Raw genomic sequence first — 13,710 nt, 5'->3', positions numbered from 1 at the left:
GATGAGCGGCTTCCAGGCCCACCTGCCGCAAGCCACCGGCGAGGCGCAGCTGCGCTTCGTCGGTGTCGGCAAGACCTACGTCACCGGTGTGCGCGCCCTGCGCGACATCGACCTGGCCATCGACCGTGGCGAGATCTTCGGCATCATCGGCCGCAGCGGCGCCGGCAAGTCCTCGCTGCTGCGCACCATCAACCGCCTGGAAAAGCCCACCAGCGGCCGCGTGCTGATCGACGGCGTGGACATCGGCCAGCACGACTACGACCAGCTGGTGGCGCTGCGTCGGCGCATCGGCATGATCTTCCAGCACTTCAATTTGCTCTCGGCCAAGACCGTGCGGCAGAACGTCGAGCTCCCACTCAAGGTCGCCGGCGTGCCGCGCGAGGAGCGCCGGCGCAAGGTCGACGAGCTGCTCAAGCTGGTCGGCCTGGAGGGCAAGCACGACGCCTACCCGGCGCAGCTCTCCGGCGGACAAAAGCAGCGCGTCGGCATCGCCCGCGCGCTGGTGCACGATCCGGACATCCTGCTGTGCGACGAGGCCACCAGCGCGCTGGACCCGGAGACCACCCAGTCGATCCTCGCCCTGCTGCGGCAGATCAACCTGCGCCTGAACCTGACCATCGTGCTGATCACCCACGAGATGGCGGTGATCCGCGACATCTGCGAGCGCGTGGTGGTGCTGGAACAGGGCGAGATCGTCGAACAGGGTCCGGTCTGGCGCGTGTTTGGCACGCCCAGCCACGAGGTCACCCGCACCCTGCTGGCGCCGCTGCAGCACGAGCTGCCGGACGACCTCAAGGCGCGCCTGCGCAGCTACCGCCTGACCCCGGATGACAACCTGGTGCTGCGCCTGCACTACGCCGGCCACGGCACCGCGCCGGACCTGCTCGGCATCGGCAGCGCCCTCGGCGGCCGGGTGACCCTGCTCGACGGCGGCATCGAACGCATCCAGGGCCGCCCGCTCGGCCGCCTGCTGGTGGAAGTGGCAGGCTCCGCACTGGAGCCGGAACAACTGCTGAACAACGCCCGCCGCCTGGCGGACCACGCGGAGGTAGTCGGCTATGCCACTGCTGCTTGAACGTCTCTGCCAGGGCCTGCTCGACACCCTGCTGATGGTCGGCGTGTCATCGCTGCTGGCCCTGCTCGTCGGCATCCCGCTGGCGGTATTCCTGGTCACCAGCGGCCGCGGCGGCCTGTTCGAGGCGCCACGCCTGAACCGTCTGCTCGGCGCCATCGTCAACCTGTTCCGCTCGGTGCCATTCCTGATCCTGATGGTCGCGCTGATCCCCTTCACCCGCCTGGTGGTCGGCACCACCTACGGCGTATGGGCCGCCGTGGTCCCGCTGACCATCGCCGCCACGCCGTTCTTCGCGCGCATCGCCGAAGTCAGCCTGCGCGAGGTCGATCTGGGTTTGATCGAGGCCGCCCAGGCCATGGGCTGCCGGCGTCGGCACATCATCTGGCACGTGCTGCTGCCCGAGGCTCTGCCCGGCATAGTCGGCGGCTTCACCATCACCCTGGTGACCATGATCAACTCCTCGGCCATGGCTGGCGCCATCGGTGCCGGCGGCCTGGGCGATCTGGCCTACCGCTATGGCTACCAGCGCTTCGACACCCAGGTGATGCTGACGGTGATAGTCGTGCTGGTAGCGATGGTCAGCCTGATCCAGCTCGGCGGAGATAGATTGGCCGGCAGGCTGAATAAACGAACCTGAGCCGCTAGCGGCTCAGCTCGTAGGCGCACATGTTGACGGTGGAGGCCAGGTTCAGCGACTCGATGGCGCCACAGCCGGCGATGGTGAATGGCTGGGCGCCGAGCGCGCTGAGCTGCTCGCGCGGCACGCCGCGGGCTTCGTTGCCGAACAGGTAGCAGTCGAAGTCCTTGAAGCCGGCGGACTGCAGGCTGTCGCCCTGCATGTCCAGGCAGGCGATGCGCGGGAAGCGCTCGGCCAGGGAGTCCAGCTCGACATCCAGCTCCAGCGGGGCATGGAAGATCGCGCCCATGCTCGAACGCACCACCTTGGGGTTGTACGGGTCGACGCTGCCAGGGCTGAGCAGGCAGCGGAAGCCGCCGAACCAGGCCAGGGTGCGCAGGATGGTGCCGAGGTTGCCCGGGTCCTGGATCTCGTGCAGGTAGATGGCACGCTCGCCGGCAACCACCGGCGCGGCGCCCTGCGGCATCGGCACCACGGCGACGATGCCCTGCGGCGTCTTGGTGTCGGAGATCTGCGCCATCTGCCGTTCGCCGATCACATGGGTCTTGAACGGGCTCTGCCAGTGCTCGTGGGCGGCGGTCACATACAACTGGCTGCGCTGCAGCAGCGGGTTGTGCACGGCCGCCTTCTGCAGCTCCAGCACCAGGTGCTCACCCTCAACCAGAAAGTGGCCGAACTCGGCGCGATACTTCTTCTGCTGCAGTTTCTTGACGTCGTCGAGCTTCATCAAGCGCCCTGCCCGGCCAGCAGCGACTTGGCCACCGCCTCGGCGACCTTGATGCCGTCCACGCCCGCCGAGAGGATGCCGCCGGCGTAGCCGGCGCCCTCGCCGGCCGGGTACAGGCCCTTGAGGTTGAGGCTCTGCAGGCTCTCGTTGTCGCGGGTGATGCGCACCGGCGACGAGGTGCGGGTCTCGATACCGGTGAGGATCGCGTCGTCGCGGTCGAAGCCGCGAATCTGCTTGCCGAAGGCCGGCAGCGCCTCGCGGATCGCCTCGATGGCGTATTCCGGCAGCGACGGCGCCAGGTCACCCAGACGCACGCCGGGCTTGTACGAAGGCTCGACCTCGCCGAACTCGCTCGACGGCGTGCCGCGAATAAAGTCGCCCACCAATTGGGCCGGTGCGCAGTAGTCACGCCCGCCCAGCTCGTAGGCACGCGACTCCAGGCGCTCCTGGAACTCCACGCCGGCCAGCGGGCCGCCGGGGAAGTCCTGCTCCGGGTTGATGCCGACGACGATGCCGGAGTTGGCGTTGCGCTCGTTGCGCGAGTACTGGCTCATGCCGTTGGTGACCACGCGCTCCGGCTCGGAGGTGGCAGCCACCACGGTGCCGCCCGGGCACATGCAGAAGCTGTACACGGCGCGGCCGTTCTTGGCGTGGTGCACCAGCTTGTAGTCGGCGGCGCCCAGCTCCGGGTGACCGGCGTACTTGCCCAGGCGGGCCTGGTCGATCAGCGATTGCGGGTGCTCGACGCGGAAGCCGATGGCGAAGGGCTTGGCCTCGATGAACACGTTCTGTCGATGCAGCATGCGGAAGGTATCCCGCGAGCTATGGCCCAGCGCCAGCACCACGTGGCGGCTGCGAATGGTCTCGCCATCGGCCAGCACTACACCTTCCAGTTGGCCGTCGTCGATCACCAGGTCGCTGACCTTGCTCTCGAAGCGCACCTCGCCGCCCAGGGCGATGATTTCCTCGCGCATGGCCGCCACCACGCCGGTGAGGCGGAAGGTGCCGATGTGCGGCTTGCTGACATACATGATCTCTTCCGGCGCGCCGGCGCGGACGAACTCGTGCATCACCTTGCGCCCGTAGAACTTCGGGTCCTTGATCTGGCTGTACAGCTTGCCGTCGGAGAACAGCCCGGCACCGCCCTCGCCGAACTGCACGTTGGACTCCGGAGTCAGCACCTTCTTGCGCCACAGGGCCCAGGTGTCCTTGGTGCGGCGGCGCACATCCTTGCCGCGTTCCAGCACGATGGGTTTGAAGCCCATCTGCGCCAGCAGCAGCGCGGCGAACAGGCCGCAGGGACCGAAGCCCACCACCAGCGGGCGCTCGCTCAGGCCGGCCGGCGCCTGGCCGACCGGATAGTAGTTGGTGTCCGGGGCCACGCGGATGTGCTGGTCATCGGCGAAGCGCGCCAGGATCGCCGCCTCGTCACGCACCTCCACGTCGATGATGTAGATGAACAGGATGACGCTGTTCTTCTTGCGCGCATCGTAGCTGCGCTTGAATACGCTGAAGTCCAGCAGGTCGGCGTCGGCGATACCCAGGCGCTTGAGGATGGCCTGGCGCAGTTCATCGGCGGAATGATCGAGGGGCAGGGACAGTTCGTTGATGCGAATCATGGCGGTAATCCTGGCCGGTCGACCCGGCAAAGGAAGCGAAGAAGGAGGGGTAAGGCGCCAATTGTAGCCGCGGCCACCCTGCCCTGTCAGGCCGCGTGCCGGGGCGCGGGCCCCGTGGATTTAACCTGCGGCGCACTATCGGCTTATAATTGCCGCCACTTTGCGGCCCGCTGCCCATGCAACGGCCCGCACCCCACCTGATTTTCCGTGCCTGGCCCCCTCATGAAACGCTCCAAAAGCAGCAGCCGCTGGCTGAACGAACACGTCAACGATCCTTACGTCAAACGCGCGCAGAAGGACGGCTATCGCTCGCGGGCCAGCTACAAGCTGCTCGAGCTGAACGAGAAGGACAAGCTGATCCGCCCCGGCATGCTGGTCATGGACCTGGGTTCGGCACCCGGCGGCTGGTCCCAGGTGGCCGGCAAGATCGTCGGTGACAACGGCCGCGTGATCGCCAGCGACATCCTGCCGATGGACCCGCTGGACAACGTCGACTTCATCCAGGGCGATTTCACCGAGGATGCCGTGTTCCAGCAGATCCTCGCCAAGCTCGACGGCCGCCAGCCCGACCTGATCATCTCCGACATCGCACCGAACATCAGCGGCGTCGCGGTGGCAGACCAGGCCTCGTCGATGTACCTGGTCGAGCTGACCCTGGACATGGTGCGCCAGGTGCTCAAGCCCGGCGGCAACTACGCGGTGAAGGTGTTCCAGGGCGAAGGCTCCGAGGCCTTCCTGAAGGACGTGCGCAGCTCGTTCGAGAAGGTGGCGATCCGCAAACCGGAAGCCTCGCGCCCACGCTCGCGGGAAGTCTACCTGGTGGGTAAAGGCTTCAAGGGCTAAGGCGGCCTGGCGCCGCTGCACAGCAGATCAACAGCGGCTCCACCCGATCCAGACGGCCATACCACTCCGCTCAATGGCAGTGACCTTTTGCCAGCGATGCCGGCCCAAAGCTAGATGTCTTTGCCGCAATCCAGGCTAACCACCGCCCGCGGTTAGCCAGCAGAATGCCAGTATTTTCACCGAGCTCCGGGGCCCTCCCGGGGTGCGAAATTCCCCATCCGGACCATAACGACTAGAGCCGGTAAGGGGCAGTGGCACACCGTTACTCCCGGTGGCCACAGTCCAGGCTCGGCCCCGTCTGGCTGGCGTGTAGCGCCGGCAGCGGCGGCAGGAGCCATGGAACGACAGCCGCCTCGGGCACAACCCGTGGCGGTACCCGGCTACAGAAACCTTGCATGGATACCTTGCGATGCCCTCCAACCTGAAGTTCAGCCAGAAGATCCTGCTGGCCGCCTCGCTGGTGACGATTGTTGCCTTCACCCTGTTCGTGCTGTTCAACGACTACCGCCAGCGCCAGACCCTGAATGCCGATGTGCACGCCTCGCTGCAGGAAGTCGGCAGCCTGGCCACGCGCAACATCAAGACCTGGCTGGACGGCCGTATCCAGCTGGTCGAGTCCCTGGCCCAGCAGCTTTCCGCCAACGGCGAGCAGGGCCAGCCGCTGCAGGCCGCGCTGAACCTGCCGGTCTACGACCAGCGCTTCCAGCTCACCTACTTCGGCGGCGCGGACGGCGCCATGACCTCGGTGCCGGTGGGCAACCGTCCGGCCGACTACGACCCGCGCGCGCGCGGCTGGTACAAGGCCGCCAGCGCCGCCCAGGGCAGCGCGCTGACCGAGCCCTATATCGCCGCCTCCTCGCAGAAGCTGGTGATCACCATCGCCACCCCGGTGCGCCGTGACGGCCAGATGGTCGGCGTAGCCGGTGCCGACATGGACCTGGCGAGCATCGCCCAGCTGCTGGAGTCGCTGAAGTTCCAGGGCCACGGCCATGCCTTCCTGGTCAGCGCCCAGGGCAAGGTGCTGCTGCACCCGGACAGCAACTACACCCTCAAGGACATCCAGCAGCTGTACCCGCAGGACACCCCGCGCGTGCAGGCCGGCGTCAGCGAAGTCGAGGTGGACGGCAAGACCCAGTTCATCGCCTTCACCCCGCTGGAAGGCCTGCCCTCGGCCAACTGGTATGTGGCCCTGGTGCTGGACCAGGACGCCGCCTTCGCCGCCCTCGGCGAGTTCCGCACCTCGGCCGTGGTCGCCACCATCGTCGCGGTGATCGCCACCGTATTTCTGCTGGGCATGCTGATCCGCGTGCTGATGCAGCCGCTGCTGCTGATGGGCAAGGCCATGCGTGACATCGCCCAGGGCGACGGCGACCTGACCAAGCGCCTGAGCGTGCAGAGCCAAGACGAATTCGGCGAGCTGGCCACCTCCTTCAACCAGTTCGTCGAGCGCATTCATGGCTCGATCCGCGAGGTGTCCTCGGCCACCGGCCAGCTCAACGAAGTGGCCAAGCTGGTGGTCAACGCCTCCAACTCTTCCATGGCCAACTCCGACGAGCAGGCCAGCCGCACCAACAGCGTGGCCGCGGCGATCAACGAGCTGGGCGCCGCCGCCCAGGAGATCGCACGCAACGCCGCCGATGCCTCCAACCAGGCCTCGGATGCCCGTCATCTGGCCGAGGACGGCAGCCAGGTGCTGCAGAAGACCATCGTGGCGATGAACGAGCTGTCGGAGAAGATCAGCGCCTCCAGCGCCAACATCGAGGTGCTGAACAGCAAGACCGTAGACATCGGCCAGATCCTCGAGGTGATCAAGAGCATCTCCGCGCAGACCAACCTCCTCGCCCTCAACGCGGCCATCGAGGCGGCACGTGCCGGCGAGGCCGGGCGCGGCTTCGCGGTGGTGGCGGACGAGGTGCGCAGCCTGGCCCACCGCACCCAGGAGTCGGCCCAGGAAATCCACAAGATGATCGAGGAGCTGCAGGTCGGCGCCCGCGACTCGGTCACCACCATGACCGAGAGCCAGCACTACAGCGCGCAGAGCGTGGAGATCGCCAACCAGGCCGGCGAGCGCCTGGGCAGCGTGACCCAGCGCATCGGCGAGATCGATGGCATGAACCAGTCGGTGGCCACCGCCACCGAGGAGCAGACCGCCGTGGTCGAGGCGCTGAACATGGACGTCAACGAGATCAACACCCTCAACCAGGAAGGCGTGGAGAACCTGCAGGCCACCCTGCGCGCCTGCGGCGACCTGGAGCGCCAGGCCGCCCGCCTACAGCAGCTGGTCGGCAGTTTCCGCATCTGAGTACGGGCCCGGTGGGCTTGCCGCCCACCGGGTCGCGTTGCTGAACCGCGCGAAACCAGCACCGGCGGTCACCGATCGCCCTCGGTATTTCCGCTGCCGCCGCTGCCTTCCTATGCTTCGACGTAGCGAAATGTCTGCCGCCATGAGCAAGCGTTTGACATATCAGATCAACTGTTTGACATAATTGACACCCTGAACCCAGAGTTCAGCGTGCAGCAGGTTCCCTGCGCCACCCATCAGTAGCCAGCGGTGATAACAAGATGATTGAGGTAACTGAGGTTTCCATTGCCGAGTTGCGTGCGGCGCTCGAGTCCGGTCGCACCACGGCGGTCAACCTGGTCAAGGCCTACCTGGCCCGCATCGACGCCTACGACGGCCCCGAGACCGCGACCCGGCTCAACGCCGTGGTCGTGCGCAACCCCGATGCGCTGCAGGAGGCCGAGGCTTCCGACGCCCGCCGCGCCCGCGGCGAGACGCTCGGCCCGCTGGATGGCATTCCCTACACGGCCAAGGACAGCTACCTGGTCAAGGGCCTGACCGCCGCCTCCGGGAGCCCCGCCTTCAAGGATCTGCTCGCCTATCGCGACGCCTTCACCGTCGAGCGCCTGCGCGCCGCCGGCGCCATCTGCCTGGGCAAGACCAATATGCCGCCCATGGCCAACGGCGGCATGCAGCGCGGCGTGTATGGCCGGGCGGAGAGCCCGTACAACGCCGCCTATCTCACCGCGCCCTTCGCCTCCGGTTCGTCCAATGGTGCTGGCACCGCCACCGCCGCCAGCTACTCCGCCTTCGGCCTGGCCGAGGAAACCTGGTCCAGCGGCCGTGGTCCGGCCTCCAACAACGGCCTGTGCGCCTACACGCCGTCGCGCGGGGTGATCTCGGTGCGCGGCAACTGGCCGCTGACGCCGACCATGGACGTAGTGGTGCCCTACGCACGGACCATGGCCGATCTGCTCGAAGTGCTCGACGTGGTGGTGGCCGATGACGCCGAGACCCGCGGCGACCTGTGGCGCCTGCAGCCCTGGGTGCCGATCCCCAAGGCCTCCGAGGTACGTCCGGCGTCCTACCTGGAGCTGGCCGCCGGCGCCGCCGCGCTCAAGGGCAAGCGCCTGGGCGTGCCGCGCATGTTCATCAACAAGGACGAGCTGGCCGGCACCAGCGAGAAACCCGGCATCGGCGGCCCGACCGGCCAGCGCATCCATACCCGTGCCTCAGTGATCGCACTGTGGGAAGCGGCGTGCAAGGCCCTGGAAGCCGCCGGCGCCGAAGTCATCGAAGTGGACTTCCCGCTGGTGTCCAACTGCGAGGGCGATCGCCCGGGCGCGCCGACCGTGTACAACCGCGGCCTGGTGAGCAAGGAGTTCCTGCATGACGAGCTGTGGGAGCTGTCGGGCTGGGCCTTCGACGACTTCCTGCGCGCCAACGGCGATCCCAAGCTGAACAGGCTGGCGGACGTCGACGGCCCGCAGATCTTCCCGCACGACCCGGGCACCCTGCCCAATCGCGAGGACGACCTGGCCGCCGGCATGGACGAGTACGCCAACATGGCCAAGCGCGGCCTCAAGACCTGGGACCAGATCGAGACGCTGCCCGACGGCCTGCGTGGCCTGGAGCAGACGCGCAAGATCGACCTGGAAGACTGGATGGACGAGCTCAAGCTCGACGCCGTGCTGTTCCCCACCGTGGCCGACGTGGGCCCGGCGGATGCCGACGTGAATCCGGCCTCGGCGGACATCGCCTGGAGCAACGGCATCTGGGTCGCCAACGGCAACCTCGCCATTCGCCACCTGGGCGTACCCACGGTCACCGTGCCGATGGGCGTGATGGCCGACATCGGCATGCCGGTGGGCCTGACCTTCGCCGGCCGCGCCTACGACGACTCGGCGCTGCTGCGCTTCGCCGCGGCCTTCGAGTCGACCGGCTCGAAGCGCCTGGTGCCGCCGCGCACCCCTCCGCTGGGCAACTGATGGAGTAGCGGATCGGCGCCGCAATGGCGCCGATCCCGCTCGGCTTCAGCCGCCCACAGCAGACGGCCCGCGGGTCCGTATGACGCGGGCGGGGTTGCCGACCACGGTCGCTCCGGCAGGTACATCCCGAGTCACCACGCTGCCCGCACCGATCAGGGCGTCATCACCGACTGTCACGCCTGGCAGGATCAGCGCACCCGCACCTATCCAGACATTCGCACCGATGCTCACCGGCCTGCCGAACTCCAGCAGCTGGGCGCGCAGCTCGGGTTCGCGCGGGTGGTCTGCGCTCAGCAGCTGCACGCCCGGGCCAATCTGCGTGCCGGCGCCGATGCTAACCCGGCAGACATCCAGCACGACGCAGCCGAAGTTCATGAACACCCCAGGGCCCAGATGGATGTTGTAGCCATAGTCGCAATGGAACGGCGGCCGTATGTTCACCCCCTCGCCCACCGCTCCCATTATCTCGGCCAGCAGCGCGCGACGCTCTTCCAGCGAGGCCGCGCTGGCGGCGTTGTAACGCGCCATCCAGTCCGCCGCGCGCTGCGCATCCGCGGCCAGTTCGGGGCCGCACGCCACATACAGCTCCCCGGCCAGCATCAGTTGTTTCTGCGAGCGCTGTGTCATCGCTGACCTCTCGGCTTGCGCCTGTGTGATAGGGCTGGCCGCGCGCATGTCGCTGCAAGAACAGCCGCACCCCGCTCGGCAGGCGCAACGTCTCGCCGGCTAGACATCCACCGTCACCCAGGCGGGAGCGTGGTCGCTGGCATGGGGCTCACCGCGCACCCAGCGGTCCACGCCGGCGTCCTGCAAGCCCTTGGCCAGCGTCTCGCTGAGCAGCAGGTGGTCGATGCGCAGCCCCGAATTGCGCTGCCAGTGCTGGCGGAAATAGTCCCAGAAGGTATAGAGCCGCTCCTCGGGAAAGCGCGCGCGCAGCGCATCGGTCCAGCCCTGTTGCAGCAGGCGCTGGTAGCAGGCACGACTCTCCGGTTGCAGCAGCGCGTCCTTCTGCCAGGAGCGCGGGTTGTAGATGTCCAGATCGGTCGGCACCACGTTGTAGTCGCCGGCCAGCACCACCGGATGGCCGCTGCTGGCGAGGGATTTGGCATGGGCGATCAGGCGCTCGAACCAGGCCAGCTTGTAGTCGAACTTCGGGCCCGGCTGCGGGTTGCCGTTGGGCAGATACAGGCAGCCGACGATCACGCCATGGGCCGCCGCCTCCAGATAGCGGCTCTGGGTGTCGGCCGCGTCGCCGGGCAGCTCGCGGCGGATCTCCAGCGGCTGCATGCCCCTGGCCAGGATCGCCACGCCGTTCCAGGCCGGCTGGCCGCGCCAGAGCACCCCGTAGCCGGCGTCACGCAGGGCATCGGCGGGAAACTTGTGATCGGCCGCCTTGAGCTCCTGCAGGCACACGATGTCCGGGGCTTCGCGATCGAGCCAGGCGAGCAAGGCCGCCAGGCGTGACTGGATGCCGTTGACGTTGAAGGTGGCGATACGCAGCGTGGCCAAGCGTGCCTCGGGCGATAACAGATGGATGTTGTCAATGCTTCCCTCCGCTCGCCAGAGCGGGAGGACATGCCCCATAGATGCTGATGCGGCCGCATGAGTTCAGCACAGCGAGCCGGCCCGCCAACAGAAACCCGGCTGCACGCCGGGTCTGGTGGTTAAGGCGGGTCAGACATTCACTGGCTGGGCCGTGCCTTGGTCCGGTTGCTCCGTGCTGGGGGAGTCCGGCTCGTTGGGGTCTTTCCAGTCCTCCGGGCGTTCGTCGTCCTGCACCGGTGTATCCGTGTCCGTGTCCGTACCCGTGTCGGTGTCGGTGTCGGTGTCGGTGTCGTCGGGGACTATGCCGGGCTCGATCGGCTCTTCGGTTTCGGGCTGGTTACCTGGGTTGGTCGTTTGCATGTTTCACCTCGCGAGAGGCCCCGGATGGGCCTCACTGGGTTCGAGGTGGCCGGTTCTACCCCAGTTCAAGCTATCCGCTGCGCGGTAAACGTCGACTCGTCGACAGCCCGTCAAGGCCGGGAGTTATAGGCCGAACTTTTCTGCCAGCGCCCTGTTCTACCGCTCAAGGATAAGGACGCATGCAGCCAAGCACAGCGCCTATCTGCTCTTGCACAGCGCACTTCGGTTGGCCGCATTGGCGCAACCATCTACCGCGTCCGATAGGAAAACGACACATGACGGACTGGCTCAAGGCTGACGGCGAGATGGCGGAGCGTATTCGCGACTATGACTGGTCCGCGACCGCGCTGGGCCCCATCGGCACCTGGCCCGACGTGCTCAAGACCACCCTCGCCCTGTGCCTGGACTCGCGCTTTCCCCAAGTCATCATGTGGGGCCGCGACCTGGTCACGCTGCATAACGACGCCTTCACCCCGATACTCGGCAGCAAGCCCGCTGCCCTCGGGCGGCCGTTCAGCGAGGTATGGAAGGAGGTCTGGGGCGACGTCAGCCCGATTGCCGAACGCGCCTGGGCAGGCCAGGCCACCTATGTCGAGGACTTCCCCCTGTTCATCGAGCGCAGCGGTGAACCGGAGCAGGCCTACTTCACCTTCTGCTACAGCCCGATACGCGACCACACCGGCCGCGTCGTCGCCATCCTCGATACGGTCACGGAGACCACCGCCACGGTGGTCGCCAACCAGCGACTCGGCTTTCTCGCCGCACTGGCGGCCGAGGTGGCCGACGCCACCAGCCCCGACATGATCATGGCCGCCACCACGCGCATGCTCGGCGAACACCTGCGGCTGTCCGGCTGTGCCTATGCCGAGATGGACGCGGACGAGAATGGCCTGACCGTGCGTGGCGACTGGGTCAAATCCGGGATGCCAAGCCTGCAGGGACGTTACAGCCTGGCCGATTACGGCGAACTCGCCGTGCGTAATCTGCGCGCCGGCCAACCGCTGGTGATCAACGATCTGCGGCAGCTGCCGCCGAGCGAGGCCGCCGCGTTCCGCGCCTCGCACATCTCCGCCGCCGTCTGCATGCCGCTGATCAAGGACGGCCGCCTGATCGCCCTGATGGCGGTTCACGACAAGAAGCCACGCACCTGGTCCGTGTATGAACGCACCCTGGTCGGAGAAGTAACCCAGCGCTGCTGGGCGCACATCGAGCGGGCCCGTGCCGAGGTGAAGCTGCGCGAACTCAACGAGAGCCTGGAGGAGCGCGTCGCCCTGATGGTGGCCGAGCGCGAGGCCACCGTGGCGGAGCACCACGAGATGCGCAAGATGGAGACCATCGGCCAGCTCACCGGCGGTATCGCGCATGACTTCAACAACCTGCTGACGCCGATCATGGGCACCCTGGACCTGGTGCGCCGGCGCCTGGACGACCAGCGTTCGCGGGAGCTGGTCGACTGCGCCCTGCAGGCTTCGGACCGCGCGCGCACCCTGGTCGGCCGCCTGCTGACCTTCGCCCGCCGGCAGACCCTCAAGCCACGGGCGGTAGCGCTGGACGCGCTGGTCAGTGACATGCGCGACCTGATCGTCCGTTCGCTGGGCCCGATGATCGAAGTGGCGATCGACATTCCCAGTCAGCTGCCGGCGGTGATAGTCGACCCGCACCAGCTCGAACTGGCCATCCTCAATCTGGCGGTCAACGCCCGCGACGCCATGGATGATGGCGGCCGCCTGGAAATCAGTGCGACGCTGGACGACGTGCCCAGCGCCGCCGTGAGAGGCCTGAGCGCCGGACGCTACGCACGGCTGACGATCAGCGACAACGGCAGCGGCATGAGCGCCGAAACGCTCAAGCGCTGCGTGGACCCGTTCTTCTCCACCAAGGGCATCGGCAAGGGCACCGGCCTCGGCCTGTCCATGGTGCAGGGGCTGGCGGCGCAATCCGGCGGTGGCCTAGGTATCGAATCGGAAGTGGGGGTGGGCACGCGCGTCAGCATGTGGCTGCCGATCACCGAGACTCAGGCCGCGAGCGAGGGCGACGAATCCGCCGACGCACCGCAGGCACCGCGGCCGACCCGGGTGCTGCTGGTCGACGACGAGGAAATGGTCCGCCAGACCGTCACCATGCAGCTGCAGGACCTGGGCTACCAGGTGACCGGAGCCGCCTCGGCGGCCACCGCGCTGCGCCTGATCGACGAGGGCCTGGCGCCGGACGTGCTGGTCACCGACCACATCATGCAGGACAAGACCGGCGCCCAGCTCGCCCGCGAGCTACGCCAGCGCATTCCCAGCCTGCCGGTGCTGATCATCTCCGGCTACGCCAACCTCACTCCCGCACAGATGCGCGGCTTCGAGGTCCTGGCGAAGCCCTTCCGCCGCAGCGAACTGGCTGCACGCCTGGTCCAGATGCTGAGCGCCGCGAGCTGAGGGCATCCCGCGTCCCGCTGACAGAGCCACAGCCCGGCCCGGCGCCCCGCATGCAGGCGCTCGAAGCCACCATGGCGGCCAATCAACCTGCCGAGAAAAAGTTGAACTCCCTTTTCCACCGCCGGTCCGTTTAAAAAATCCCCTGCCGCCGTTGCGCTTGCCGTCACTCGATGTGGCTTCACGAGTGCCAGCGTTGGCGGCACTGTTATTCC

At 67.4% G+C, this 13,710-nt stretch carries 11 protein-coding genes and 1 pseudogene; 7 read left to right on the top strand and 5 right to left on the bottom strand.

Features of this window, described 5'->3' with window-relative positions; genetic code table 11:
* The first annotated feature begins 1 nt into the window (after position 1).
* Positions 2-1,075, top strand: coding sequence for a methionine ABC transporter ATP-binding protein (locus tag FFS62_RS07700; RefSeq protein WP_137972176.1), 1,074 nt, complete (start codon positions 2-4; stop codon positions 1,073-1,075).
* The gene (locus tag FFS62_RS07695; protein WP_171016277.1) at positions 1,059-1,712 is read left to right on the top strand and encodes a methionine ABC transporter permease; all 654 of its coding nucleotides are present in this window, start codon (positions 1,059-1,061) and stop codon (positions 1,710-1,712) included. Before FFS62_RS07700 ends, FFS62_RS07695 begins: the two co-directional genes overlap by 17 nt.
* Before the next feature lie 4 nt (positions 1,713-1,716).
* On the opposite strand, the gene FFS62_RS07690 is transcribed toward FFS62_RS07695, so the two are convergent.
* Positions 1,717-2,439 (bottom strand): RNA methyltransferase, encoded by a 723-nt coding sequence (locus FFS62_RS07690; protein ID WP_137972175.1) that lies wholly within the window; start codon positions 2,437-2,439, stop codon positions 1,717-1,719.
* On the bottom strand, positions 2,439-4,058 hold the full coding sequence (locus FFS62_RS07685) for an NAD(P)/FAD-dependent oxidoreductase (protein ID WP_137972174.1): 1,620 nt from the start codon (positions 4,056-4,058) through the stop codon (positions 2,439-2,441). Before FFS62_RS07685 ends, FFS62_RS07690 begins: the two co-directional genes overlap by 1 nt.
* Before the next feature lie 222 nt (positions 4,059-4,280).
* Here FFS62_RS07685 and rlmE point away from each other — a divergent pair, with 222 nt between their 5' ends.
* The 4 genes and pseudogenes from rlmE to FFS62_RS07670 all read left to right on the top strand — a co-directional run bounded on the left by rlmE (position 4,281) and on the right by FFS62_RS07670 (position 9,170).
* Entirely contained in the window at positions 4,281-4,901 is a 621-nt protein-coding gene (gene rlmE, locus FFS62_RS07680) for a 23S rRNA (uridine(2552)-2'-O)-methyltransferase RlmE (RefSeq protein WP_137972173.1), read from the top strand.
* Between the two features lie 409 nt (positions 4,902-5,310).
* Positions 5,311-6,345, top strand: a pseudogene (locus FFS62_RS23635) (cache domain-containing protein); the annotation flags it as partial.
* 93 nt (positions 6,346-6,438) lie between these two features.
* Complete coding sequence (locus FFS62_RS23630) at positions 6,439-7,203, top strand: methyl-accepting chemotaxis protein (protein WP_371920110.1); 765 nt, start codon at positions 6,439-6,441, stop codon at positions 7,201-7,203.
* 260 nt (positions 7,204-7,463) lie between these two features.
* The gene (locus FFS62_RS07670; RefSeq protein WP_137972171.1) at positions 7,464-9,170 is read left to right on the top strand and encodes an amidase; all 1,707 of its coding nucleotides are present in this window, start codon (positions 7,464-7,466) and stop codon (positions 9,168-9,170) included.
* Positions 9,171-9,215: 45 nt separating this feature from the next.
* Here the strand turns inward: FFS62_RS07670 and FFS62_RS07665 are convergent, their stop codons facing one another.
* The 3 genes from FFS62_RS07665 to FFS62_RS07655 form a co-directional block, all read right to left on the bottom strand.
* Positions 9,216-9,797 (bottom strand): sugar O-acetyltransferase, encoded by a 582-nt coding sequence (locus tag FFS62_RS07665; protein ID WP_137972170.1) that lies wholly within the window; start codon positions 9,795-9,797, stop codon positions 9,216-9,218.
* A 99-nt stretch (positions 9,798-9,896) separates the two neighbouring features.
* Positions 9,897-10,679 (bottom strand): exodeoxyribonuclease III, encoded by a 783-nt coding sequence (locus FFS62_RS07660; protein WP_137972169.1) that lies wholly within the window; start codon positions 10,677-10,679, stop codon positions 9,897-9,899.
* A 165-nt stretch (positions 10,680-10,844) separates the two neighbouring features.
* Entirely contained in the window at positions 10,845-11,075 is a 231-nt protein-coding gene (locus FFS62_RS07655) for a hypothetical protein (protein WP_137972168.1), read from the bottom strand.
* A gap of 275 nt (positions 11,076-11,350) precedes the next feature.
* Between FFS62_RS07655 and FFS62_RS07650 the strand changes: the two genes are divergently transcribed.
* The gene (locus FFS62_RS07650) at positions 11,351-13,498 is read left to right on the top strand and encodes an ATP-binding protein (protein WP_137972167.1); all 2,148 of its coding nucleotides are present in this window, start codon (positions 11,351-11,353) and stop codon (positions 13,496-13,498) included.
* Positions 13,499-13,710 lie beyond the last annotated feature (212 nt).

The sequence above is a fragment of the Pseudomonas sp. F(2018) genome (assembly GCF_005508865.1).
Classification (GTDB): domain Bacteria; phylum Pseudomonadota; class Gammaproteobacteria; order Pseudomonadales; family Pseudomonadaceae; genus Aquipseudomonas.
Note: the sequence above shows the minus strand (reverse complement) of the source record. Positions and strands in the feature narration are given on the sequence as shown.

Coding starts and splice junctions, on each gene's coding strand:
- FFS62_RS07700 (WP_137972176.1), top strand. CDS start 2: ATGAGCGGCTTCCAGGCCCACCTGCCGCAAGCCACCGGCGAGGCGCAG.
- FFS62_RS07695 (WP_171016277.1), top strand. CDS start 1,059: ATGCCACTGCTGCTTGAACGTCTCTGCCAGGGCCTGCTCGACACCCTG.
- FFS62_RS07690 (WP_137972175.1), bottom strand. CDS start 2,439: ATGAAGCTCGACGACGTCAAGAAACTGCAGCAGAAGAAGTATCGCGCC.
- FFS62_RS07685 (WP_137972174.1), bottom strand. CDS start 4,058: ATGATTCGCATCAACGAACTGTCCCTGCCCCTCGATCATTCCGCCGAT.
- rlmE (WP_137972173.1), top strand. CDS start 4,281: ATGAAACGCTCCAAAAGCAGCAGCCGCTGGCTGAACGAACACGTCAAC.
- FFS62_RS23630 (WP_371920110.1), top strand. CDS start 6,439: ATGGCCAACTCCGACGAGCAGGCCAGCCGCACCAACAGCGTGGCCGCG.
- FFS62_RS07670 (WP_137972171.1), top strand. CDS start 7,464: ATGATTGAGGTAACTGAGGTTTCCATTGCCGAGTTGCGTGCGGCGCTC.
- FFS62_RS07665 (WP_137972170.1), bottom strand. CDS start 9,797: ATGACACAGCGCTCGCAGAAACAACTGATGCTGGCCGGGGAGCTGTAT.
- FFS62_RS07655 (WP_137972168.1), bottom strand. CDS start 11,075: ATGCAAACGACCAACCCAGGTAACCAGCCCGAAACCGAAGAGCCGATC.
- FFS62_RS07650 (WP_137972167.1), top strand. CDS start 11,351: ATGACGGACTGGCTCAAGGCTGACGGCGAGATGGCGGAGCGTATTCGC.